The organism is Alloalcanivorax mobilis, assembly GCF_002864685.1.
Taxonomy (GTDB): Bacteria; Pseudomonadota; Gammaproteobacteria; order Pseudomonadales; family Alcanivoracaceae; genus Alloalcanivorax; species Alloalcanivorax mobilis.
This window is the reverse complement of sequence record NZ_NMQZ01000002.1, coordinates 149,606-165,342: the sequence shown is the minus strand read 5'-3', so window position 1 is coordinate 165,342 and position 15,737 is coordinate 149,606. Positions and strand designations below refer to the sequence as shown.

Genomic DNA, 15,737 nt, shown 5'->3' with positions numbered 1-15,737 from the left:
AATTAAGACGACCGGTCATATTAAACCCATGCCCAAGCCCAATGTACGCCACAAACTGCTCGCCGCCGGTCTGCGAACCCTGCACGACCGGGGCTTTAATGCCACCAGCATCCAGGACATCACCGACAGCGCGGCGGTGCCGAAAGGCTCGTTCTATAACCATTTCAAGAGCAAAGAGGCCCTCGGCGCGGAGATCGTGCAGGTGTACAGCCGCCAGAACCGGGAGCGCCTGATTGCCCTGCGCGACCCCGGCGAAGCGCCGTTGCGGCGGTTGCGGGCCTATTTTGAATCGCTGCTGGCCCTGACCCGTGAAGACGACTTTCAATGCGGCTGCCTGCTCGGCAACTTTGGCAACGAGCTTTCCGTGCAGAGTGATCTGATCCGCCAGCGAGTGGCGGGGGCACTGAACAGCTGGACCGGCGCCCTGGCCAAAACCATCGCCGAAGCGCAAGAAGACGGCACGATTGGCGACGATCAACCCCCGGAGCAGCTCGCAGCCTTCCTGATCAACGCCTGGCAGGGCGCTCTGATGCGCGCCAAGGTGGAACGCAGTGACAAACCGTTGACCGCGTTCCTGCGGATAATGGAAACCCGAATTCTGGTGTGAGGGCGGCGCTTCGGCTCTTTGAGTGTTGTTGTGCCTAACTTTAAGACGACCGGTCATATTAAAATTAATCAGGAGCAGATCATGAACATTGAAAACTGTGTGGCGCTGGTCACCGGCGCCAATCGTGGCCTTGGCCGGGCCATCGCCGAGGCTCTGCTGCAGGCCGGTGCCGCCAAGGTCTATGCCGCCGCCCGCGATCCGGCCAGCGTCAATCTGCCCGGCGCGATCCCGGTGCAACTGGACGTGACCGATGCGGCCAGCGTGCGGGCCGCCGCCGGCCAATGCCCGGACGTCACCCTGTTGGTGAACAATGCGGGCATTGCCTTGGGCAGCGGGTTTCTCGGCGAGCAGGCCGAAGACCGCGCCCGCCAGGAAATGGACACCAACTTTTTCGGGCCACTGGCGACCAGTCGCGCCTTCGCGCCGGCCCTGGCGGTGGGCGGCGGCGGCGCGATCGTCAATGTGCTGTCGGTACTGAGTTGGCTGAATGTTCCGGGCCAGGCCACCTATGGCGCGTCCAAGGCGGCCGCCTGGGCGCTCACCAACGGCCTGCGCGGCGAGCTGGAAAGCCAGAACACCCAGGTGGTGGCCGTGCACGTGGGCTATATGGACACCGACATGACCGACGGCATTGATGTGCCCAAAACCCGCCCCGAGGACGTGGCGGCCCAGATTCTGGCGGCGCTGGAGGCCGGCGAGGATGAAGTGCTCGCCGACGCCCTTTCCCGCCAGGTGAAAGACAGCTTGTCAGCACAACCGGGCGTCTACCTGCGCCCGCCGGCCGGCTGACCGCCACTCACACCAGCACGGTCAGCCAGGCGGACACCAGCAGCAGCAGCGCCATCGCCTGGTTGAATCGGCGCAGTTTGCGCGGCGAGTGAATCCAACGCGCGGCACGCAGCCCGAACCAGGCCCAGGTGCCCATGCAGGGCAGCGCGATGAAGAAAAACAGCAGCGACAGGCCCGCCACTCGCGTCGCCTGGCCGCCGCTGGCGAACACGCCGATCACCGCCAGCGCCATCATCCATACTTTCGGGTTCACCAATTGCAGCCCGGCGGCTCCCAGGAAACCCAGCCGGGCGCCGTCGTGCCCGGCGTCCAGCGAGGGGTCGCTGCGCAGCAATTGCCAGGCGAGCACCGAGAGCCAGACCAGGCCGACCAGGCCAATGCCCCTTTGCACGGAGGGATGGGCCGCCAGCGGCGCGGCGAAACCGCTGCCCACCAGCAGCACCACCCCGGCGGCGGCGGCGCAGGCCCCCAGCATCATCGGCACGGTGGCGCGCAGACCGTGCCGGGACGCATTGGCCAGCACCAGCACGTTGGTGGGCCCGGGGGTAATGGACGCGACAAAGGCGAACACGGCAAAGGGTAAAACGGTGTCCACGGGCACACTCCTGATCGTCAGAGGGATCAGGATGAGCGTTTCGGCGGCGTCAGTCTGGAAGGTTTGAGCTGTGTTTTCGGTAGCGGGCCGGCGTCAGCCCGTAGGCGCGCCGGAACCAGCGCCCCAGGTGGCTCTGATCGGCGAACCCCAGTGACGCGGCCACCAGGGCCGGGCTCATTCCCGCCGCCAGCAGGCGGCGCGCCCGGGTTAACCGCAACTGCACCAGATAGGCGTGCGGCGGCAATCCATAGGCGTGTTTGAACGCGCGCGTCAGCCGGAAGCGATCGGTGCCGCCGAGGCGGGCCAGGTCGTCCATGCCGATGTCCTGGTCCAGGTGCTCGTGCAGGTATTCCCGCGCCCATCGCGCCACCTTCGGCATGGCATCGGCCGCGCCTTCGCGCTGGCGCCAGTAGATGTGCCGGGTGAGCTGGTCGAACAACTGATCCAGCGCGCTCTGGCGCACGATGCGCAGCTCGTCGGTGTGCAACATTTCAAAGGCATGATCGATGGCGCCGGCCAGGCCCGCGTCATTGGCCACGGTGGCGGCGAACGCCACTCGATAGTGCTCGGGCACGTGGGCGAACACCTGGCGCAGTTCACGGTCCAGCCAGTGGGGGTCGAGATACAGCATCCGGTAGGTGAAGCCGCCCTGCGCCGGCGCATCGCCGTCGTGGATATCGCCGGGTTCCAGCAGCATCACCTGCCCCGGCGTGCTGTCATGACGGATACGGCCACGGTGAAAACGCTGCACGCCCTGTTCGGTGAGCCCGACCAGATAGCTGTCGTGCCAGTGCGGATCGTAGGCGTGGCCTTCGAAATGGGCGCGAATGGTTTCGATGCCGCTGTCGTTGTCTTTGCGCAGGTGGAGCCAGTTGTTGGCGCTCATCATCGGACCCATGGGATTCTGCCGGCCAGGCTCCTATCATAACGCCATCGCCCGCGTCGTTCTGGAAGCTTTGTGCGGCCCGGCCCGCCATGCAGGCATGCAGAGAGCAGAGAGAACCACCATGACCCAGCCACCGACCACGCCCGAGGCCCATCGCATCACCCTGGCGCCCACCCCGGGCCGCGTTATCGTCACCGTGGCCAGCCAGGTGATTGCCGACTCCCAGCGCGCGCTGACCTTGCGCGAGGGCAACCTGCCGCCGGTGCAGTATCTGCCCCGCGACGACGTCGACATGAGCCGGCTGACCCGCACCACCCACACCAGCCACTGCCCGTTCAAAGGCGACGCCAATTACTACAGCATCGCCACCGCCGAGGGCGAGGCGAACAACGCGGTGTGGACCTACGAACAACCGTTGCCCGGGGTAGAGGCGATCCGCGATTATCTGGCGTTTTATGCGGAGCGGGTGGAATCGATTCGTATCGAGCCGTGAGCCACGGTCCGGACACACGCCTGCCGGTAACTGCGACGCCGTCCGGCTGCGCCGGTTCGCGATCAAGGATCGCTCCCACAGCGGCGCTGTAGAAGGGCGCGTTCCGGATTGGCAGGGACGTTTGTGGCAGCGGCGTTGTAGAGGGTGGGTTTTTTGTAGAGCACGCCCTGCCAGCGACCTCTATCCATGATCAGCCTGAAAAAAACGCCCACCTGAGAACGCCAACCACGCCGGCGGTGTCGAAGCCGGCCGGGCTGGAACGACCAGAAGCGCCTGTCGAAGAATCGGGTTTGAGTGATTTTGTACGCGGCGTTTGGCCGCATTGGACCAGGAGACACCATGACTGCCCCTGCCCGCCCCGCCACCGGCCGTGAATGGCTCGGTCTGGCGGTGCTGATGCTGCCCACTTTGTTGCTGGCGCTGGACATGACCGTGCTGCATCTGGCGGCGCCGCATTTGAGCGCGGACCTTAAACCGACCAGCTCCGAGCTGCTGTGGATACTGGACATCTATGGTTTCATGATCGCCGGCTTTCTGGTCACCATGGGCACGCTGGGTGATCGTATCGGCCGCCGCAAACTGCTGCTGGCCGGGGCGGTCGCCTTTGCCGCCGCCTCGGTGCTGGCCGCCTTCGCCAGCAGCGCCACGCAGTTGATCGCCGCCCGCGCCCTGCTCGGCGTGGCCGGCGCCACCCTGATGCCCTCAACCCTGTCGCTGCTGCGGAGCATGTTCCAGGTGGACCATGAACGCACCCGAGCGATCACCATCTGGATCACCGGTTTTATTGTCGGCAGCGCCCTCGGCCCGATGGTGGGCGGGGCCTTGCTGGAGTTCTTCTGGTGGGGGTCGGTGTTTCTGATTGGCGTGCCGGTGATGGTGCTGCTGCTGGTCAGCGCGCCGTTTCTGTTGCCGGAATCGCGGGACGACAGCGCCGCCGGCGGCATCGATTTGAGCAGCGCCCTGCTTTCCATTGTCATGGTGCTGGCGGTGATCTATGGCCTTAAGGAAACCGCCCGTAACGGCCCCCACGCCATGGCGCTGTTGTCGGTGCTGTTCGGCCTGGGCACCGGCGCGCTGTTCGTGCGCCGGCAACGTCGCCTTGAGCATCCCATGTTCGATCTGGGCCTGTTCGCCAATCGTGCCTTCAGCACTTCGGTGGGCGCCATGATGCTGACCATCCTGGCCCTGTCCGGCGCCTGGCTGATGATCTTCCAGTATCTGCAAGGGGTGCTGGGCCTGTCACCCTGGAAAGCCGGGCTGGCGATGCTGCCGCCGGCGCTGGTGCAAACCGTGGCCTCGTTGCTGATTCCCGCCCTGGCGCGGCGCCTGCGCCGCTCGGTGCTGATCAGTGGCGGCCTGCTGCTCGCCGTGTTCGGTTTCGCCGCCATCATGGCGGTGGACGGCATCGGCGATCTGGCCCTGCTGGTGGTGGGCATGACGGTCATGGGCATGGGCGTGATGCCGATGATGGCGCTGGGCACCGATCTGGTGGTGAGCGCGGCGCCCCAGGAAAAAGCCGGCGCCGCCGCCGCCACCTCGGAAACCGCCAGTGAATTGGGCATGGCCCTGGGCATCGCGGTGATCGGCAGCATCGGCGCGGCGATCTATCGCCACCATATGCTCCAGGCGCTGCCCAAGGACCTGCCCGCGCCGGCCCTGCTGGCCGCCGGCGACACCCTCGGGGGGGCGCTCGGCGCGCTGGCGCAATTGAGTGCCTCGCAAGGTGAGCAGGTGATGGCCGCCGCGCGCCAGGGGTTCACCCTGGCCCTGCACACCAACGCCGCCATCGGCGCGGTGATCGTGGCGGTGACCGCGCTGCTCACCGCCGTGCTGCTGCGCGATCCGGCGGTTCGCCCGGACCAGCACGTCACCGTCACCGGCAACAATGGTCAGGATGGCGGCGGCTAGACTAGCGCTCAGAGCAGGCGCGCGCCGCCGTCCACCACGCTCACCGTGCCGGTGGCGTAGCCGCTGCGCATCAGATGCAGATAGACCTCGGCCACGTCTTCGACGGCGCCCAGCCGGGGCAGCGGAAAACGTTGCGCGGCGGCCTCCATCTCGGCGGGCTTGGGCGCCAGGAAACCGGGACTCACCGCGTTCACGCGCAGCGGCGCCAGCTCCACCGCCAGCATCCGGCACAGGGTCTCGGTGGCGCCGTTGATCAGCGCCATGGTGGACATGCCCGGGTAAATGCGTTCGCCGGCGATGCCGCTGGTGAGCACGATGCTGCCGCCCTGGCGCAGGCGCTCGCTGGCCGCGCGGGCCAGACGGTACTGGCCCCAGAACTTGATCTCGAAGGCGCCCCGGGCTTCGGCCTCATCGACCTGCGCGAGCGGCGCCGCGGTGATCGCCGGGCGCACCGCCACCACCAGGTGGTCGATCTCACCGACGGCGTCCAACAACGCTTGCACCGCGCTCTGCCCGGCGCCGATATCAAAGGCCAGGGCGTGCAGATCACCGCCGCCGGGCGCCGCGTCCAGACGCTCGGCGGCGCGCCGCGAGGCGACGATCACGCGGGCGCCCTGATCGCGTGCCAGCCTCGCCACCGCCAGGCCCAGGCCGCTGCCGCCACCCACCACCAGCACGGTTTTCTGTTTCAAGGTTGTCATCGCTGCTCCTTGTTGGATTCGCAGCGGCGGAAAAACGCGCCGCTCAGGGGCGTCCGGTCAACGCTTCCACCGGCAGGGCCTGGCGGGCCTCGTCGAGGGTGTCACGCAGCGCCTGATAGCGCGCGTCATGGCAACCGGTGTTGTAGGTCAGGCGGCGCTCGCCGGCGGGCTCTTCCCAGACCACCGTAATGCCGGGGTGGTCGGTGGCGAAACGCTGGCAATCGTTCGGTCCGATCACCCGGTCGCCATCGGCCGGGCGGGCGGAAGCGAGGAGGCCGCGCAAGCGCTTAAAGGTGGCCCGGTCACCGGGCGCCGGATGTTCGCCGGTGATCTTAGTAAAGCGCTGGCCATTGAAGGTGGCATTGCCGTCGGCGTCGATGCGGTACTCGAACTGCGGGCAAGTGCCAAAACAGGCCCCGGCCTGGTAGCGAATCGCCGTGGGCTCGGCCGGGGCCTTATTGCCCGGCCAGATCGCGCAGGCGCTGAGCAGCAACGGCAGGATCAGCATCAGCCGGACGGGTTTGGACGGGAAAGCGATCACGATCATTTCTCCTGAGGTAATGAGTGTGCGGTGGGCGGGTGGGCCGCGCGCCGCCATAGTAAGGGCAGCAACGCCAGGGCAATCGCGATGAGCGCGCCGACCGTGGCCAGCGCCATGTCTTTGTGGGCGTCCCAGACGTCACCCTGGGTTCCGAGAAACGCCATGCCCAGACCGTCGCCGAACATCTCGGCGGCCAGCCACTCGATCAGTTCGTACAGCATCGAGGTGGCCATCACCAGGGCCAGGGCGAAGAAGTGCCCCCAGCCGCCGGAGAGGCCCGCCATGCGACACAGGGATTCTCGCAACGGCCAGGCGAACAGCAGACCATAACCAAAGTGCAGTAGCCGATCGAACTGGTTGCGCTGCCAGCCCATCAGGCCATTGACGCTGACCCCCAGGGTATCCTGGAAAAACGCTTCGTAGGGCACCTTGGCGTAGGTGTAATGAGCGCCGATTTCATGCAGGAACAGAAACACGAAGATCAGCGTATAGGACAAAGCCGACAGCGGCAGGCGACGATACGAGAGCGCCAGCGCGATCACGAAGACAACCAGCAAAGTGTTTTCCAGCAACCAATCGGACCGGTCGCTGGGGTGGATCGCCAGCACCGCGAATTCGATCAGTAACAGCAGGCCCAGCCCCGCCAGATAATATTTTTTCCACATCGGCACGCTTCCCTCGCCCATCGTTTGCCGTTCACCGATGCCCACGCGGCGTGCGCGCCGACCTCCGGAGACCGATCTTTTTTTGCCCATGCCTACCGTCGCACGCTCCCGGCGCCGTAGAATCGGCGGTTGCAATGGCGCCGTCATCGCCACCTTTCCATGCCCAGCAAGGAGCCCAAGCATTGGACGCGATAACCGTTTCACTGGCAATGCTGATCGCGGTAATGGTCAGCGGCATGATCAGCCGGGCGCTGCCGGTTCCATTACCGTTGCCGCTGGTGCAGATCGCTCTGGGCGCGGTGATCGCCGGGGTGTTCGACCGTGGCGTGGAACTGGAACCGGAATTTTTCTTCTTCTTGTTCTTGCCGCCGCTGTTGTTCCTGGATGGCTGGCGCATCCCCAAGGAGGGCCTGCTGCGCGACCGCGTCACCATTCTGGAATTGGCTCTGGGCCTGGTGATCGTCACGGTGGTGGGGCTGGGTTTCATGATCCACTGGATGATCCCGACCCTGCCGTTGCCGGTGGCGTTCGCCCTGGCCGCCATCGTCTCGCCCACCGACCCGGTGGCGGTGTCGGCGATTACCCAACGGGTGCCGGTGCCCAAACGCATCATGCACATCCTGGAGGGCGAATCCCTGCTCAACGACGCCAGCGGTCTGGTGGCGTTCCGTTTCGCGGTGGCGGCGGCGGTCACCGGCGTGTTCTCGGTGACCTCGGCGACGCTGTCGTTTCTGTGGGTGGCGCTGGGCGGCATTGCCCTGGGCGCCGGGCTGACCTGGTCGATCACCTTCGCCAAGGGGTTGTTCAGCCAGCGCTTTGGCGAGGAACCCGGTTCGCAGATCCTGCTTAGCCTGCTGATCCCTTTTGGCGCCTACGCGCTCGCCGAGCATCTCGGCGCCTCCGGCATTCTGGCGGCGGTGGCGGCGGGCATCACCATGAGTTACGCGGAGCTTTCCGGCCGCGCCCTGGCCTCCACGCGCATGCAGCGCAGCGCGGTGTGGAACACCGTGCAGTTCACCTTGAACGGCATCATCTTCGTACTGCTCGGCGAACAATTGCCGGACATCCTCGACGGCGCGGTGCGCGTGGTCCAGGAGGCCGGCCACCTCAACCCCTGGTGGCTGGTGGTCTACGCCCTGGCAATCAACGTCGCCCTGGCGGTGCTGCGCTTTACCTGGGTGTGGTTGTCGCTGCGCGTGAGCCAATGGCTGGCGCGACGCCGCGGCGAGCCGGTGCCGGAAACCAGCCTGCGCATGATCGGCGCGATTTCCCTGGCCGGGGTGCGCGGCGCCATCACCCTGGCCGGCGTGCTTACCCTGCCGCTGGTGCTCAACGACGGCAGCCCGCTGCCGGGGCGCGACCTGGCCATTTTTCTGGCCGCCATGGTGATCATCATTTCCCTGATCGCCGCCAGCGTCGGGCTGCCAAGAATGCTCAAAGGCCTGGAGCTGCCACCGGAAACCGAACACCACCGTCAGGAAGATCTCGCCAACGAAGCCGCCCGCCAGGCGGCGGTGAAGGCGGTGGAGGCCAGCCTGCATGAATTGACTCGGCGGAACCCCAACGACGACCCACAGCTTTATACCGACGTCGCCGGCCGGGTCATGGAAGGGCTGCAACAACTGGCCACCGGTGGCATCGCCCAGGACGTGGACGCCGAACGCGTGCAGCGCCAGCGGCACATCGAGCGGCAAATGCGGCTGGCCGCCCTGGCCGCCTCCCGCGACGAGTTCTTTAAGCTGGCGCGCCGGCGGCGCATCTCCGACGAGCTGGCCCGGGAGCTGGTTCGTCGGGTGGATCTGCAGGAAGCGCGGTTGTTGTAGGTTTCCGGTTTCCGGTTTTCAGTTTTCAGTTTTCAGTTTTCAGTTTTCAGTGATTGGCGGGGCTTCGCCTTTTTGTGTCTGGTTTCTGCACCGTGTGGGCGGCGCGGCCTTCGAGGAGCAGCAGGAGCACTGGTGAGGCACCGGGGTGCGCTGTTCAGCGCTCGCTCAACGTTCGCAAACGGTGGTGGTTCTCCAGGGTTTGCAGGCAGGCCTGGGCGGCTTCCCGGCCCTTGCTCACGAAGTGCTCGCTGAAGAACGCCTGGTGGGTTTCGTGCTCATGGAAGTGATGCGGCGTCAGCACCGCCGAGATCACCGGCACGCCGCTGTCCAGTTGCACGCGCATCATGCCCTCGATCACCGCCTGGGCGACGAATTCATGGCGGTAGAGCCCGCCGTCCACCACCAGCCCCGCGCACACGATGGCGCCGTAGCGGCCGCTCGCGGCCAGCACCTGGGCCTGCAGGGGAATTTCGTAGGCACCGGAAACGGTAAACACGTCCACCTGATACTCACTGATGCCCTGCCCGGCCAGCTCGGCGAAAAACGCCTCGCGGGCACGGCCAACGATGTCGCCATGCCAATGGCCCTGAATAAAAGCGATGCGCTGGGCGCGGGTGGATTCGGAAAGCGATAACGGGAAGGTCTGATTCATGGTCGTCCTCAACGGAGATCGGTTAACACCAGAATCAGGGCATGCGGAACCAGAGAGCACAGCGACCCACCGACCCACGCCGGCGCGCACCACTGACAATCCTCCATGGCGCCGTTCTCTTTCATCCGGACTGTTACCGTCGGCTTCGGATTCACACCGAATCTGCTGACCCCGACCTTCCCGCCCCCGGCGAAACCGGAAGGAAGCATCGGGCGCTCGCGGGCTTAGGCTTGCGCCATCACCGCCGGTGGGGACTTGCACCCCGCCCTGAGAACAGAGGCCGCCTTCAGCGGCCGGGCGCTATAGTACGCACAAGCGGCGATGGAGGAAAGCGTGGGCCGGGCTAGCGTCGGGTCAGTTTGAAATAGTCCACGTTGAAATTCTGGTACTCACCCTCGCTCACATGAAAGCGCAATTGGTGCTCGCCGCGCCCGAAGTAACGGCCGCCCGCCGGCTGCGACTCAAAGGCATCGTGCGACGTGGTGGTCGCCACCGCGACGTCCAGCGGAGCGCCGTCGTCATCGAATTCCAGGGTGAACCGGCCAGCGGGGTTGTAGGGCGATGAGACCCGCGCCTCAACGTGATAATAGCCGCTGCGCGGCACCTGGAAGCGGTAGACGGCCCACTCGCCAGCCCGAATCCAGCACAGATTGATGGCCCCTTCCTGGTTGCAGACATCAACGCCCTCATAAGGGCGGTACACGTCGCCGCCACGGTTTTCGTCGTCCTGGTCGTGGTAACCCTCGTCCTTGCCGTCGGTGACGTAATCCTCCGCCTGAATCACCACGTCCGCGTTATTGAGCCAGCGGTGGGGCCAGGCCGGTGTGAGATAGTCCATCAGCGCCACCGGGTTGTCGGTCTGAATCACACTGGCGTGGTGACGTTCGATCACCGTTTTCCAGCCCAATGCCGGGTCGCGCAGCGAGGCTTCATCAGTGTAGCCCGCGGACAACCCTTCCCACATGGTATTGGCGAAAATGCGCGCATTGCGTCGCACATCATCGATGTAGGCAGGCTGGATCTGCTCATCGGTGAGGCGGTCGTAGTTGATTTCGAACGCCTGTGGCATGGGATCGCCGAAGGCATAAAAATCCCCGGCGTTGTCATCGTTGACGATGTGCATGTAAAGAATGCGCGGGTCGCGGCGCATGAACGCCTGGGCCTGAGCCGGGTCGGCGTCGCTCTTGAACACCACCTGGTTGACCATGTTGGCCGCCGTCAGCAGTTGGTAGATCGGCTCTCGAAGCGCCCAGGCTTTATCGATCTGCAGCATGATGCGGCCCTTGCTCAGGGCCATCACCTCCGCCAGCGTTGGCACGGTCTCGTCGGTCAATGGCGCCTGATCACCGCCGAGGCCCTGTTTCAGACGCAGCGCCTTGATCTGCGCCAGGGTCATCGCCGACACCGCCCCGTGGCCATTGGTGGTGCGATCCACCGAGCCGTCGTGCATCAGCACCATCTCGCCATCGGCGCTCATGCGCACATCAATCTCGACCATGGGAATGCGTTTATCGATGGCGGAGCGGATCGCGGCCAGGGAGTTTTCCGGCGCCGCCCGCCAATCGGCGCGGTGGGCCACCACCAACACCGGCGCACCGGGGCCATGATAACGAAAAGCACGGGCGGTCAGCTCCGCCGACGCCGCCAGGGTCTGGCCACAGGAGATCAGCAACGCGCCGGCCAGGCAGCGCCGTAAGGACAAGGAAAGAGGCATTTTGAAGGGTCCGTTCCAGAGGTGTTTTGGTATTGGGGCCGAAGCCCTGGAACGCCCGACTCTGGCAGTCTGGTATGTCAGAAATGCGACCCACCGGGCGGCGGTTCGCCATTTGTGAAGCCGGTCACGGAACCCCGGCCTGCTGCCATTCGCGCACCAGCACGTCGATCAATTCGGCGGCGGGCAGAGCCCGGGCCAGCGCTGCGCCCTGCCCGGCCCACTGGGCCGCGAACTGATCGCTGCCGGCGGCACTGGCGGCGGCGTTGAGCGCCTTGCCGGCGTCGTAGGCAATCGGGTAATCCGGGGCCCGCGGCGCGCCAGGCACGCCGACTTCGCTGTGCATACGGTTGATCAGGCCGCGCGCCGGGCGACCGGAAATCGCCGAGGTAATGGCGGTGTGCTGCGCGCGCGGGCCGCTCAGGGCGTCCCGGTAGGCTTGATTGGCGGCGGATTCCGGACTCAACACAAAGGCCGTGCCCAACTGCGCGCCGGCCGCTCCCAACGCCATCGCGGCGGCGATGCCGGCGCCGTCCATGATGCCGCCGGCGGCGATCACCGGCCGCCGGGTGCCGCCGGCAATCAGCCGCACCAGCGCCAGGGTGCCGATGCAGGCGTCGCCGTGCTCGGGCTCGAACACCCCGCGATGGCCGCCGGCCTCGGCGCCCTGGGCGACGATGGCGTCAACGCCGGCGTCCTCGATGCGCGCCGCCTCGGCGGGCGTGGTGGCGCAGGCCAGGGTCACCACCCCGGCTTCGCGCAGGGCCGCGATCCAGGGCGTCGGCGGCAGCCCGAAGTGGAAGCTGGCCACCGCCGGGCGCAGCTCCAGCAGCAAGGCCAGCATCGCCTCGTCGACCACGAAACTGGTGTAAATTTCCGCCAACGCGGCCGGCGGCGTGGCACCGAACTCTTCGAACAGCGGGCGCAGATGCTGTAACCAGGCCGCCTCCCGGGCCGCATCCGCCACCGCCGGCCGGTGGCAGAACAGATTCACATTGAAGGGCTGTCCGGTGAGTGCCCGGGTCTCCTCGATCATGCGGCGGGCAGCCGGTACGTCGCAGGCGCCAATGCCGATCGAGCCGAGACCGCCGGCATTGGACACCGCCGCCGCCAGCTCCGGCGTGGACACGCCGACCATCGGCGCCTGGATGATCGGATAACGAATTCCTAGCAGGAAGGTCAGGGATGCGGCCATGGAGCACACTACCTCTGGTTTGGTCCGGGCCCGCCAGACTAGCGTTAAACGCCCAACGCATAAACCCGCCCCGCGCCATGGATGTGGTGACGGCGCAAATAGCGTATAAGGGCGGCATGAAAACCCCGAAACGCTTACAACCGCTGGTGGAGGATGGTCTCATTGACGAGGTCATCGGCCGCCTTATGAGCGGCAAGGAAGCCGACATCTATATGGTGCGCTGCGGCGAGGCGGTGCGCTGCGCGAAAGTCTATAAGGAGGCCGCGAAACGCGGCTTCAAACAGGCCGTGCATTACCAGGAAGGCCGCAAGGTGCGCAGCGGGCGGCGCACCCGGGCGATGCAGAAAGGCTCCAAGTTCGGCCGCGATCAGCAAGAGAAAATCTGGCAGACCGCGGAAGTGGATGCCCTGCGCCGGGTGTCCGCCGCCGGGGTGCGCGTGCCCAAGCCCTACGATCTTCTTGAGGGTGTGTTGCTGATGGAGCTGATCACCGACGACGCCGGCGATGTGGCGCCGCGCCTCAGCGAGGTGGTGATGAGCGAGGAGCAGGCCCTGGAGGATCATGCGCTGATGATGCACTACGTGGTGCTGATGCTGTGCGCCGGCCTGGTGCACGGGGACCTCTCTGAATTCAACGTACTGGTGGACGATTACGGCCCGGTGGTGATTGACCTGCCTCAGGCGGTGAACGCGGCGGCCAACAATCAGGCCGAGGCGTTTTTCCTGCGCGATGTGGACAACATGAGGCGCTACTACGGCCAGTTCGCACCGGAGCTGTTGCAAAGCCAGTACGGCCGGGAGATCTGGGCGCTCTACGAAAGTGGCGACTTGCACCCGGACAGCCCGCTGACCGGCCAGGTCGAAGAGGACACCCGCGCCGCCAACGTGGGGGATGTGCTGGCGGAGATCAAAGCCGCGTTCGACGAGGAGCAGGAACGGCTGGAACGGCTGCGGGATTCGCAGGAGTAACAGTTTTCAGTTTTCAGTTTTCAGAATGGAGCGCGCCGAGGGCGATGGTGCCCAGGGCCGCCGACATGGCTCGGTAGGCCCGCTCTCGGGAAAAGCCCTTGCGGGCCCGCATGAATTCCCAGGCCTCCCAACTGCCGCTTGCCTCCGCCGCATCCAGGCTTTGCTCGTGGGCAATGCCTTCCAGATCTCCCCACTGCGGCGCGAACACCGCCTCAAGCTGATTGCGCAATGCCTGATTCAACTGCCCGATGCGTTTGCCCAGCACCGGCGAGCGGTGAATCCAGAGCATGGCGTTGCGACGTACCGGCGTAATCTGTTCGTAGAGTTCCGCTCGGACATCCATCAACGCCACCAAGCGTGCCGGAAACCGTTCCTGCGGCGCGGGCCTCCAGATCACCAGATCATGAATCGTGGAAAATTGCAGTTCGCATGTTTCTTCATAGAGCGCTTCGAGATTGGCGAAATGATGGTAAGCGGTACGCAACGACAAGGCAGCCTGCCTGGCGACCTGCTCCCGGGTCGGCTGAATCGCTCCGCCGCGCAATAATTCCAACATCGCCTGCGCCACTTTATGGCGATTTTGTTCCGCTCTCAGCACTCGGCCATCGCCCTGGGATGGCTTCTTTTCCGGCTTTGACATCGCTTTCGACCTTCTTGCACCGGCATCACCACACGCACCGGAAGGGGACTATTAAGCATAAAAATTGGCAAGGACAACCAGCCTAGGCAGCCGCGCATCACAAGTCCAGCCCGCGAACTGGCGACGATGATTGACAGGTCAACAATCATGCCCTATATATTGCACTAAAGGTGCAAATACATATTTCCCCAGGCGGCGCCAAGCGCCCTCTGTATCGGCGGGAGATTCCATGGCACTCCGAGGCGAGCATTCGATTCAGCCAGCACGCAGAAGCCTGACGTTCTACAAATGGTCGGCGATCGCATTTTTGTTCTTCCTCGGCGTGATCAATTTCGCCGATAAGACGATCATCGGTTTTGCTGCGGTACCGATCATGAAAGACCTGGGCCTCAACCATGAGCAGTTCGGCCTGGTGGGAAGCGCTTTCTTCTGGTTTTTCTCCATTTCCGGTCTGGTGGTGGGCCGCCTTTCCGATCGCTTTCGCACCAAGACTCTGCTGGCTGGCATGGCCTCGGTATGGGCCGCCACCCAGTTCGTTACCGTCTTTATTGCCAGCCTGCCACAGCTGGTGGCCACGCGGGTGGTGCTCGGCGCCGCCGAGGGGCCATCCTACAATCTATCGATCCACGCGGTGGCGAAATGGTTACCCCAATCCCAGCGCGGCCTGGGCTTTTCCCTGGTGACGATTGGCGGTGCCCTGGGTCCGGCCCTGGCGGCACCGGTGCTGATCTACTTCATCTATCATTTTGGCTGGCGCTCGGCGTTCATCTTTCTCGGTATTATCGGCACTGTCTGGGTGCTGGCCTGGACGGCACTCTCCAAGGAGAGCCCGGCCAGCCTGGGTCTGCCCTCGCCGGAGGGCACCCCCGAACAGCGGCCAACACAGAGCATTGCCTGGCGTCATCTGATGCCCGCCATTTTTTCACGGGATTTTATCCTGATCGCTTTGGCCGGGTTCGCCAGTTATTGGGGGCTGGCGCTGATGATTGTGTGGGTGCCGCCGTACCTGGAAGAGGTGCGCCACCTGACCCACGCGCAAGCCCAAACCTACGAGGCTCTGCCCTGGCTGGCCGGTGCCCTGGCCTCTTTGCTGTTCTGTTATCTGGCGGACGTACTGTTCCGAAAAACACAAAGCAGTCGCAAATCGCGGGTTTATATGATGGGCCTGCTGGGGCTGTGTTCGGCCACCTGCTGGTACTTGTTCGTGTCAGTGCCGGGCACCGGCCTGGCGGTGGTGTTTCTGGTCATCGCCAGCGCCCTGGGCAGCCCTGGCTATCCGCTCGGCAACGCCATTGTCTCCGACATGATTCTGCCCGAGCACCGTGGCACCATGCTCGGCGTGCTGCTGGCGGTGGCCACCTCCGCCGGGCTGATCGCACCGGCCGTTTCCGGCTCTCTGATCCAGGCCGGCGCCGGGCAAAGCGGTTACGCCCATGCGTTCATGTTGATGGCGGCGCTCAACGTGGTGGCCAGCATTGCGTTCCTGATCGGCGTGCGGCCTCCGAAACCAGGGACCCTGCCGGAATACGCTCGCCGCATGGCCGGCCACGACGGCTAACCGGC

The 15,737-nt window shown here is 65.2% G+C and carries 16 protein-coding genes and 1 riboswitch; of the genes, 7 read left to right on the top strand and 9 right to left on the bottom strand.

Features of this window, described 5'->3' with window-relative positions:
* Positions 1–28: 28 nt before the first annotated feature.
* Positions 29–607: a TetR/AcrR family transcriptional regulator gene (locus CGS25_RS02430; RefSeq protein ID WP_101674465.1), complete on the top strand. Its 579-nt coding sequence runs from the start codon at positions 29–31 to the stop codon at positions 605–607.
* An 81-nt stretch (positions 608–688) separates the two neighbouring features.
* The gene (locus CGS25_RS02425; RefSeq protein ID WP_101674464.1) at positions 689–1,396 is read left to right on the top strand and encodes an SDR family oxidoreductase; all 708 of its coding nucleotides are present in this window, start codon (positions 689–691) and stop codon (positions 1,394–1,396) included.
* A gap of 7 nt (positions 1,397–1,403) precedes the next feature.
* On the opposite strand, the gene CGS25_RS02420 is transcribed toward CGS25_RS02425, so the two are convergent.
* Both CGS25_RS02420 and CGS25_RS02415 read right to left on the bottom strand, forming a co-directional pair.
* A complete protein-coding gene (locus CGS25_RS02420; protein ID WP_089031429.1) occupies positions 1,404–1,991 on the bottom strand; it encodes a LysE family translocator in 588 nt (195 codons plus the stop codon).
* Positions 1,992–2,040: 49 nt separating this feature from the next.
* Entirely contained in the window at positions 2,041–2,889 is an 849-nt protein-coding gene (locus CGS25_RS02415; protein WP_232802209.1) for an AraC family transcriptional regulator, read from the bottom strand.
* A 109-nt stretch (positions 2,890–2,998) separates the two neighbouring features.
* On the opposite strand from CGS25_RS02415, the gene CGS25_RS02410 reads away from it, so the two are divergent.
* Positions 2,999–3,370 carry a DUF427 domain-containing protein gene (locus CGS25_RS02410; protein ID WP_101674463.1) on the top strand — a complete coding sequence of 124 codons (372 nt, stop codon included), beginning with the start codon at positions 2,999–3,001 and terminating at the stop codon, positions 3,368–3,370.
* A gap of 339 nt (positions 3,371–3,709) precedes the next feature.
* Positions 3,710–5,278, top strand: coding sequence for an MFS transporter (locus tag CGS25_RS02405; RefSeq protein ID WP_101674462.1), 1,569 nt, complete (start codon positions 3,710–3,712; stop codon positions 5,276–5,278).
* Between the two features lie 8 nt (positions 5,279–5,286).
* On the opposite strand, the gene CGS25_RS02400 is transcribed toward CGS25_RS02405, so the two are convergent.
* Genes CGS25_RS02400 through CGS25_RS02390 form a run of 3 tightly spaced genes read right to left on the bottom strand, consistent with a single transcriptional unit; the run spans position 5,287 to position 7,185 of the window.
* Positions 5,287–5,979: an SDR family oxidoreductase gene (locus CGS25_RS02400; protein WP_101674461.1), complete on the bottom strand. Its 693-nt coding sequence runs from the start codon at positions 5,977–5,979 to the stop codon at positions 5,287–5,289.
* A gap of 43 nt (positions 5,980–6,022) precedes the next feature.
* Complete coding sequence (locus CGS25_RS02395) at positions 6,023–6,520, bottom strand: DUF6438 domain-containing protein (RefSeq protein WP_157933775.1); 498 nt, start codon at positions 6,518–6,520, stop codon at positions 6,023–6,025.
* Between the two features lie 2 nt (positions 6,521–6,522).
* Positions 6,523–7,185: a DUF2238 domain-containing protein gene (locus CGS25_RS02390; protein ID WP_101674459.1), complete on the bottom strand. Its 663-nt coding sequence runs from the start codon at positions 7,183–7,185 to the stop codon at positions 6,523–6,525.
* Between the two features lie 182 nt (positions 7,186–7,367).
* On the opposite strand from CGS25_RS02390, the gene CGS25_RS02385 reads away from it, so the two are divergent.
* A complete protein-coding gene (locus CGS25_RS02385) occupies positions 7,368–9,008 on the top strand; it encodes a Na+/H+ antiporter (protein ID WP_101674458.1) in 1,641 nt (546 codons plus the stop codon).
* A gap of 154 nt (positions 9,009–9,162) precedes the next feature.
* Here CGS25_RS02385 and CGS25_RS02380 read toward each other — a convergent pair whose 3' ends face one another.
* The 3 genes from CGS25_RS02380 to CGS25_RS02370 form a co-directional block, all read right to left on the bottom strand.
* Positions 9,163–9,660: a 6,7-dimethyl-8-ribityllumazine synthase gene (locus tag CGS25_RS02380; RefSeq protein ID WP_101674457.1), complete on the bottom strand. Its 498-nt coding sequence runs from the start codon at positions 9,658–9,660 to the stop codon at positions 9,163–9,165.
* Between the two features lie 109 nt (positions 9,661–9,769).
* Positions 9,770–9,939, bottom strand: a riboswitch (FMN riboswitch).
* Between the two features lie 64 nt (positions 9,940–10,003).
* Complete coding sequence (locus CGS25_RS02375) at positions 10,004–11,374, bottom strand: glycerophosphodiester phosphodiesterase family protein (RefSeq protein ID WP_101674456.1); 1,371 nt, start codon at positions 11,372–11,374, stop codon at positions 10,004–10,006.
* A 124-nt stretch (positions 11,375–11,498) separates the two neighbouring features.
* Complete coding sequence (locus CGS25_RS02370; protein ID WP_101674455.1) at positions 11,499–12,566, bottom strand: NAD(P)H-dependent flavin oxidoreductase; 1,068 nt, start codon at positions 12,564–12,566, stop codon at positions 11,499–11,501.
* 116 nt (positions 12,567–12,682) lie between these two features.
* Between CGS25_RS02370 and CGS25_RS02365 the strand changes: the two genes are divergently transcribed.
* Positions 12,683–13,534 (top strand): PA4780 family RIO1-like protein kinase, encoded by an 852-nt coding sequence (locus tag CGS25_RS02365; RefSeq protein WP_089031420.1) that lies wholly within the window; start codon positions 12,683–12,685, stop codon positions 13,532–13,534.
* Between the two features lie 13 nt (positions 13,535–13,547).
* Here the strand turns inward: CGS25_RS02365 and CGS25_RS02360 are convergent, their stop codons facing one another.
* The gene (locus tag CGS25_RS02360) at positions 13,548–14,174 is read right to left on the bottom strand and encodes a TetR/AcrR family transcriptional regulator (RefSeq protein ID WP_101674454.1); all 627 of its coding nucleotides are present in this window, start codon (positions 14,172–14,174) and stop codon (positions 13,548–13,550) included.
* 229 nt (positions 14,175–14,403) lie between these two features.
* On the opposite strand from CGS25_RS02360, the gene CGS25_RS02355 reads away from it, so the two are divergent.
* Positions 14,404–15,732 (top strand): MFS transporter, encoded by a 1,329-nt coding sequence (locus CGS25_RS02355; protein ID WP_089031418.1) that lies wholly within the window; start codon positions 14,404–14,406, stop codon positions 15,730–15,732.
* Positions 15,733–15,737: the final 5 nt, after the last annotated feature.

Bases quoted from the DNA above. Each gene is read 5' to 3' on its own strand.
- CGS25_RS02360 (WP_101674454.1), bottom strand. From the start codon at position 14,174: ATGTCAAAGCCGGAAAAGAAGCCATCCCAGGGCGATGGCCGAGTGCTG.
- CGS25_RS02380 (WP_101674457.1), bottom strand. From the start codon at position 9,660: ATGAATCAGACCTTCCCGTTATCGCTTTCCGAATCCACCCGCGCCCAG.
- CGS25_RS02355 (WP_089031418.1), top strand. From the start codon at position 14,404: ATGGCACTCCGAGGCGAGCATTCGATTCAGCCAGCACGCAGAAGCCTG.
- CGS25_RS02370 (WP_101674455.1), bottom strand. From the start codon at position 12,566: ATGGCCGCATCCCTGACCTTCCTGCTAGGAATTCGTTATCCGATCATC.
- CGS25_RS02375 (WP_101674456.1), bottom strand. From the start codon at position 11,374: ATGCCTCTTTCCTTGTCCTTACGGCGCTGCCTGGCCGGCGCGTTGCTG.
- CGS25_RS02415 (WP_232802209.1), bottom strand. From the start codon at position 2,889: ATGGGTCCGATGATGAGCGCCAACAACTGGCTCCACCTGCGCAAAGAC.
- CGS25_RS02425 (WP_101674464.1), top strand. From the start codon at position 689: ATGAACATTGAAAACTGTGTGGCGCTGGTCACCGGCGCCAATCGTGGC.
- CGS25_RS02410 (WP_101674463.1), top strand. From the start codon at position 2,999: ATGACCCAGCCACCGACCACGCCCGAGGCCCATCGCATCACCCTGGCG.
- CGS25_RS02430 (WP_101674465.1), top strand. From the start codon at position 29: ATGCCCAAGCCCAATGTACGCCACAAACTGCTCGCCGCCGGTCTGCGA.
- CGS25_RS02400 (WP_101674461.1), bottom strand. From the start codon at position 5,979: ATGACAACCTTGAAACAGAAAACCGTGCTGGTGGTGGGTGGCGGCAGC.
- CGS25_RS02365 (WP_089031420.1), top strand. From the start codon at position 12,683: ATGAAAACCCCGAAACGCTTACAACCGCTGGTGGAGGATGGTCTCATT.
- CGS25_RS02390 (WP_101674459.1), bottom strand. From the start codon at position 7,185: ATGTGGAAAAAATATTATCTGGCGGGGCTGGGCCTGCTGTTACTGATC.
- CGS25_RS02405 (WP_101674462.1), top strand. From the start codon at position 3,710: ATGACTGCCCCTGCCCGCCCCGCCACCGGCCGTGAATGGCTCGGTCTG.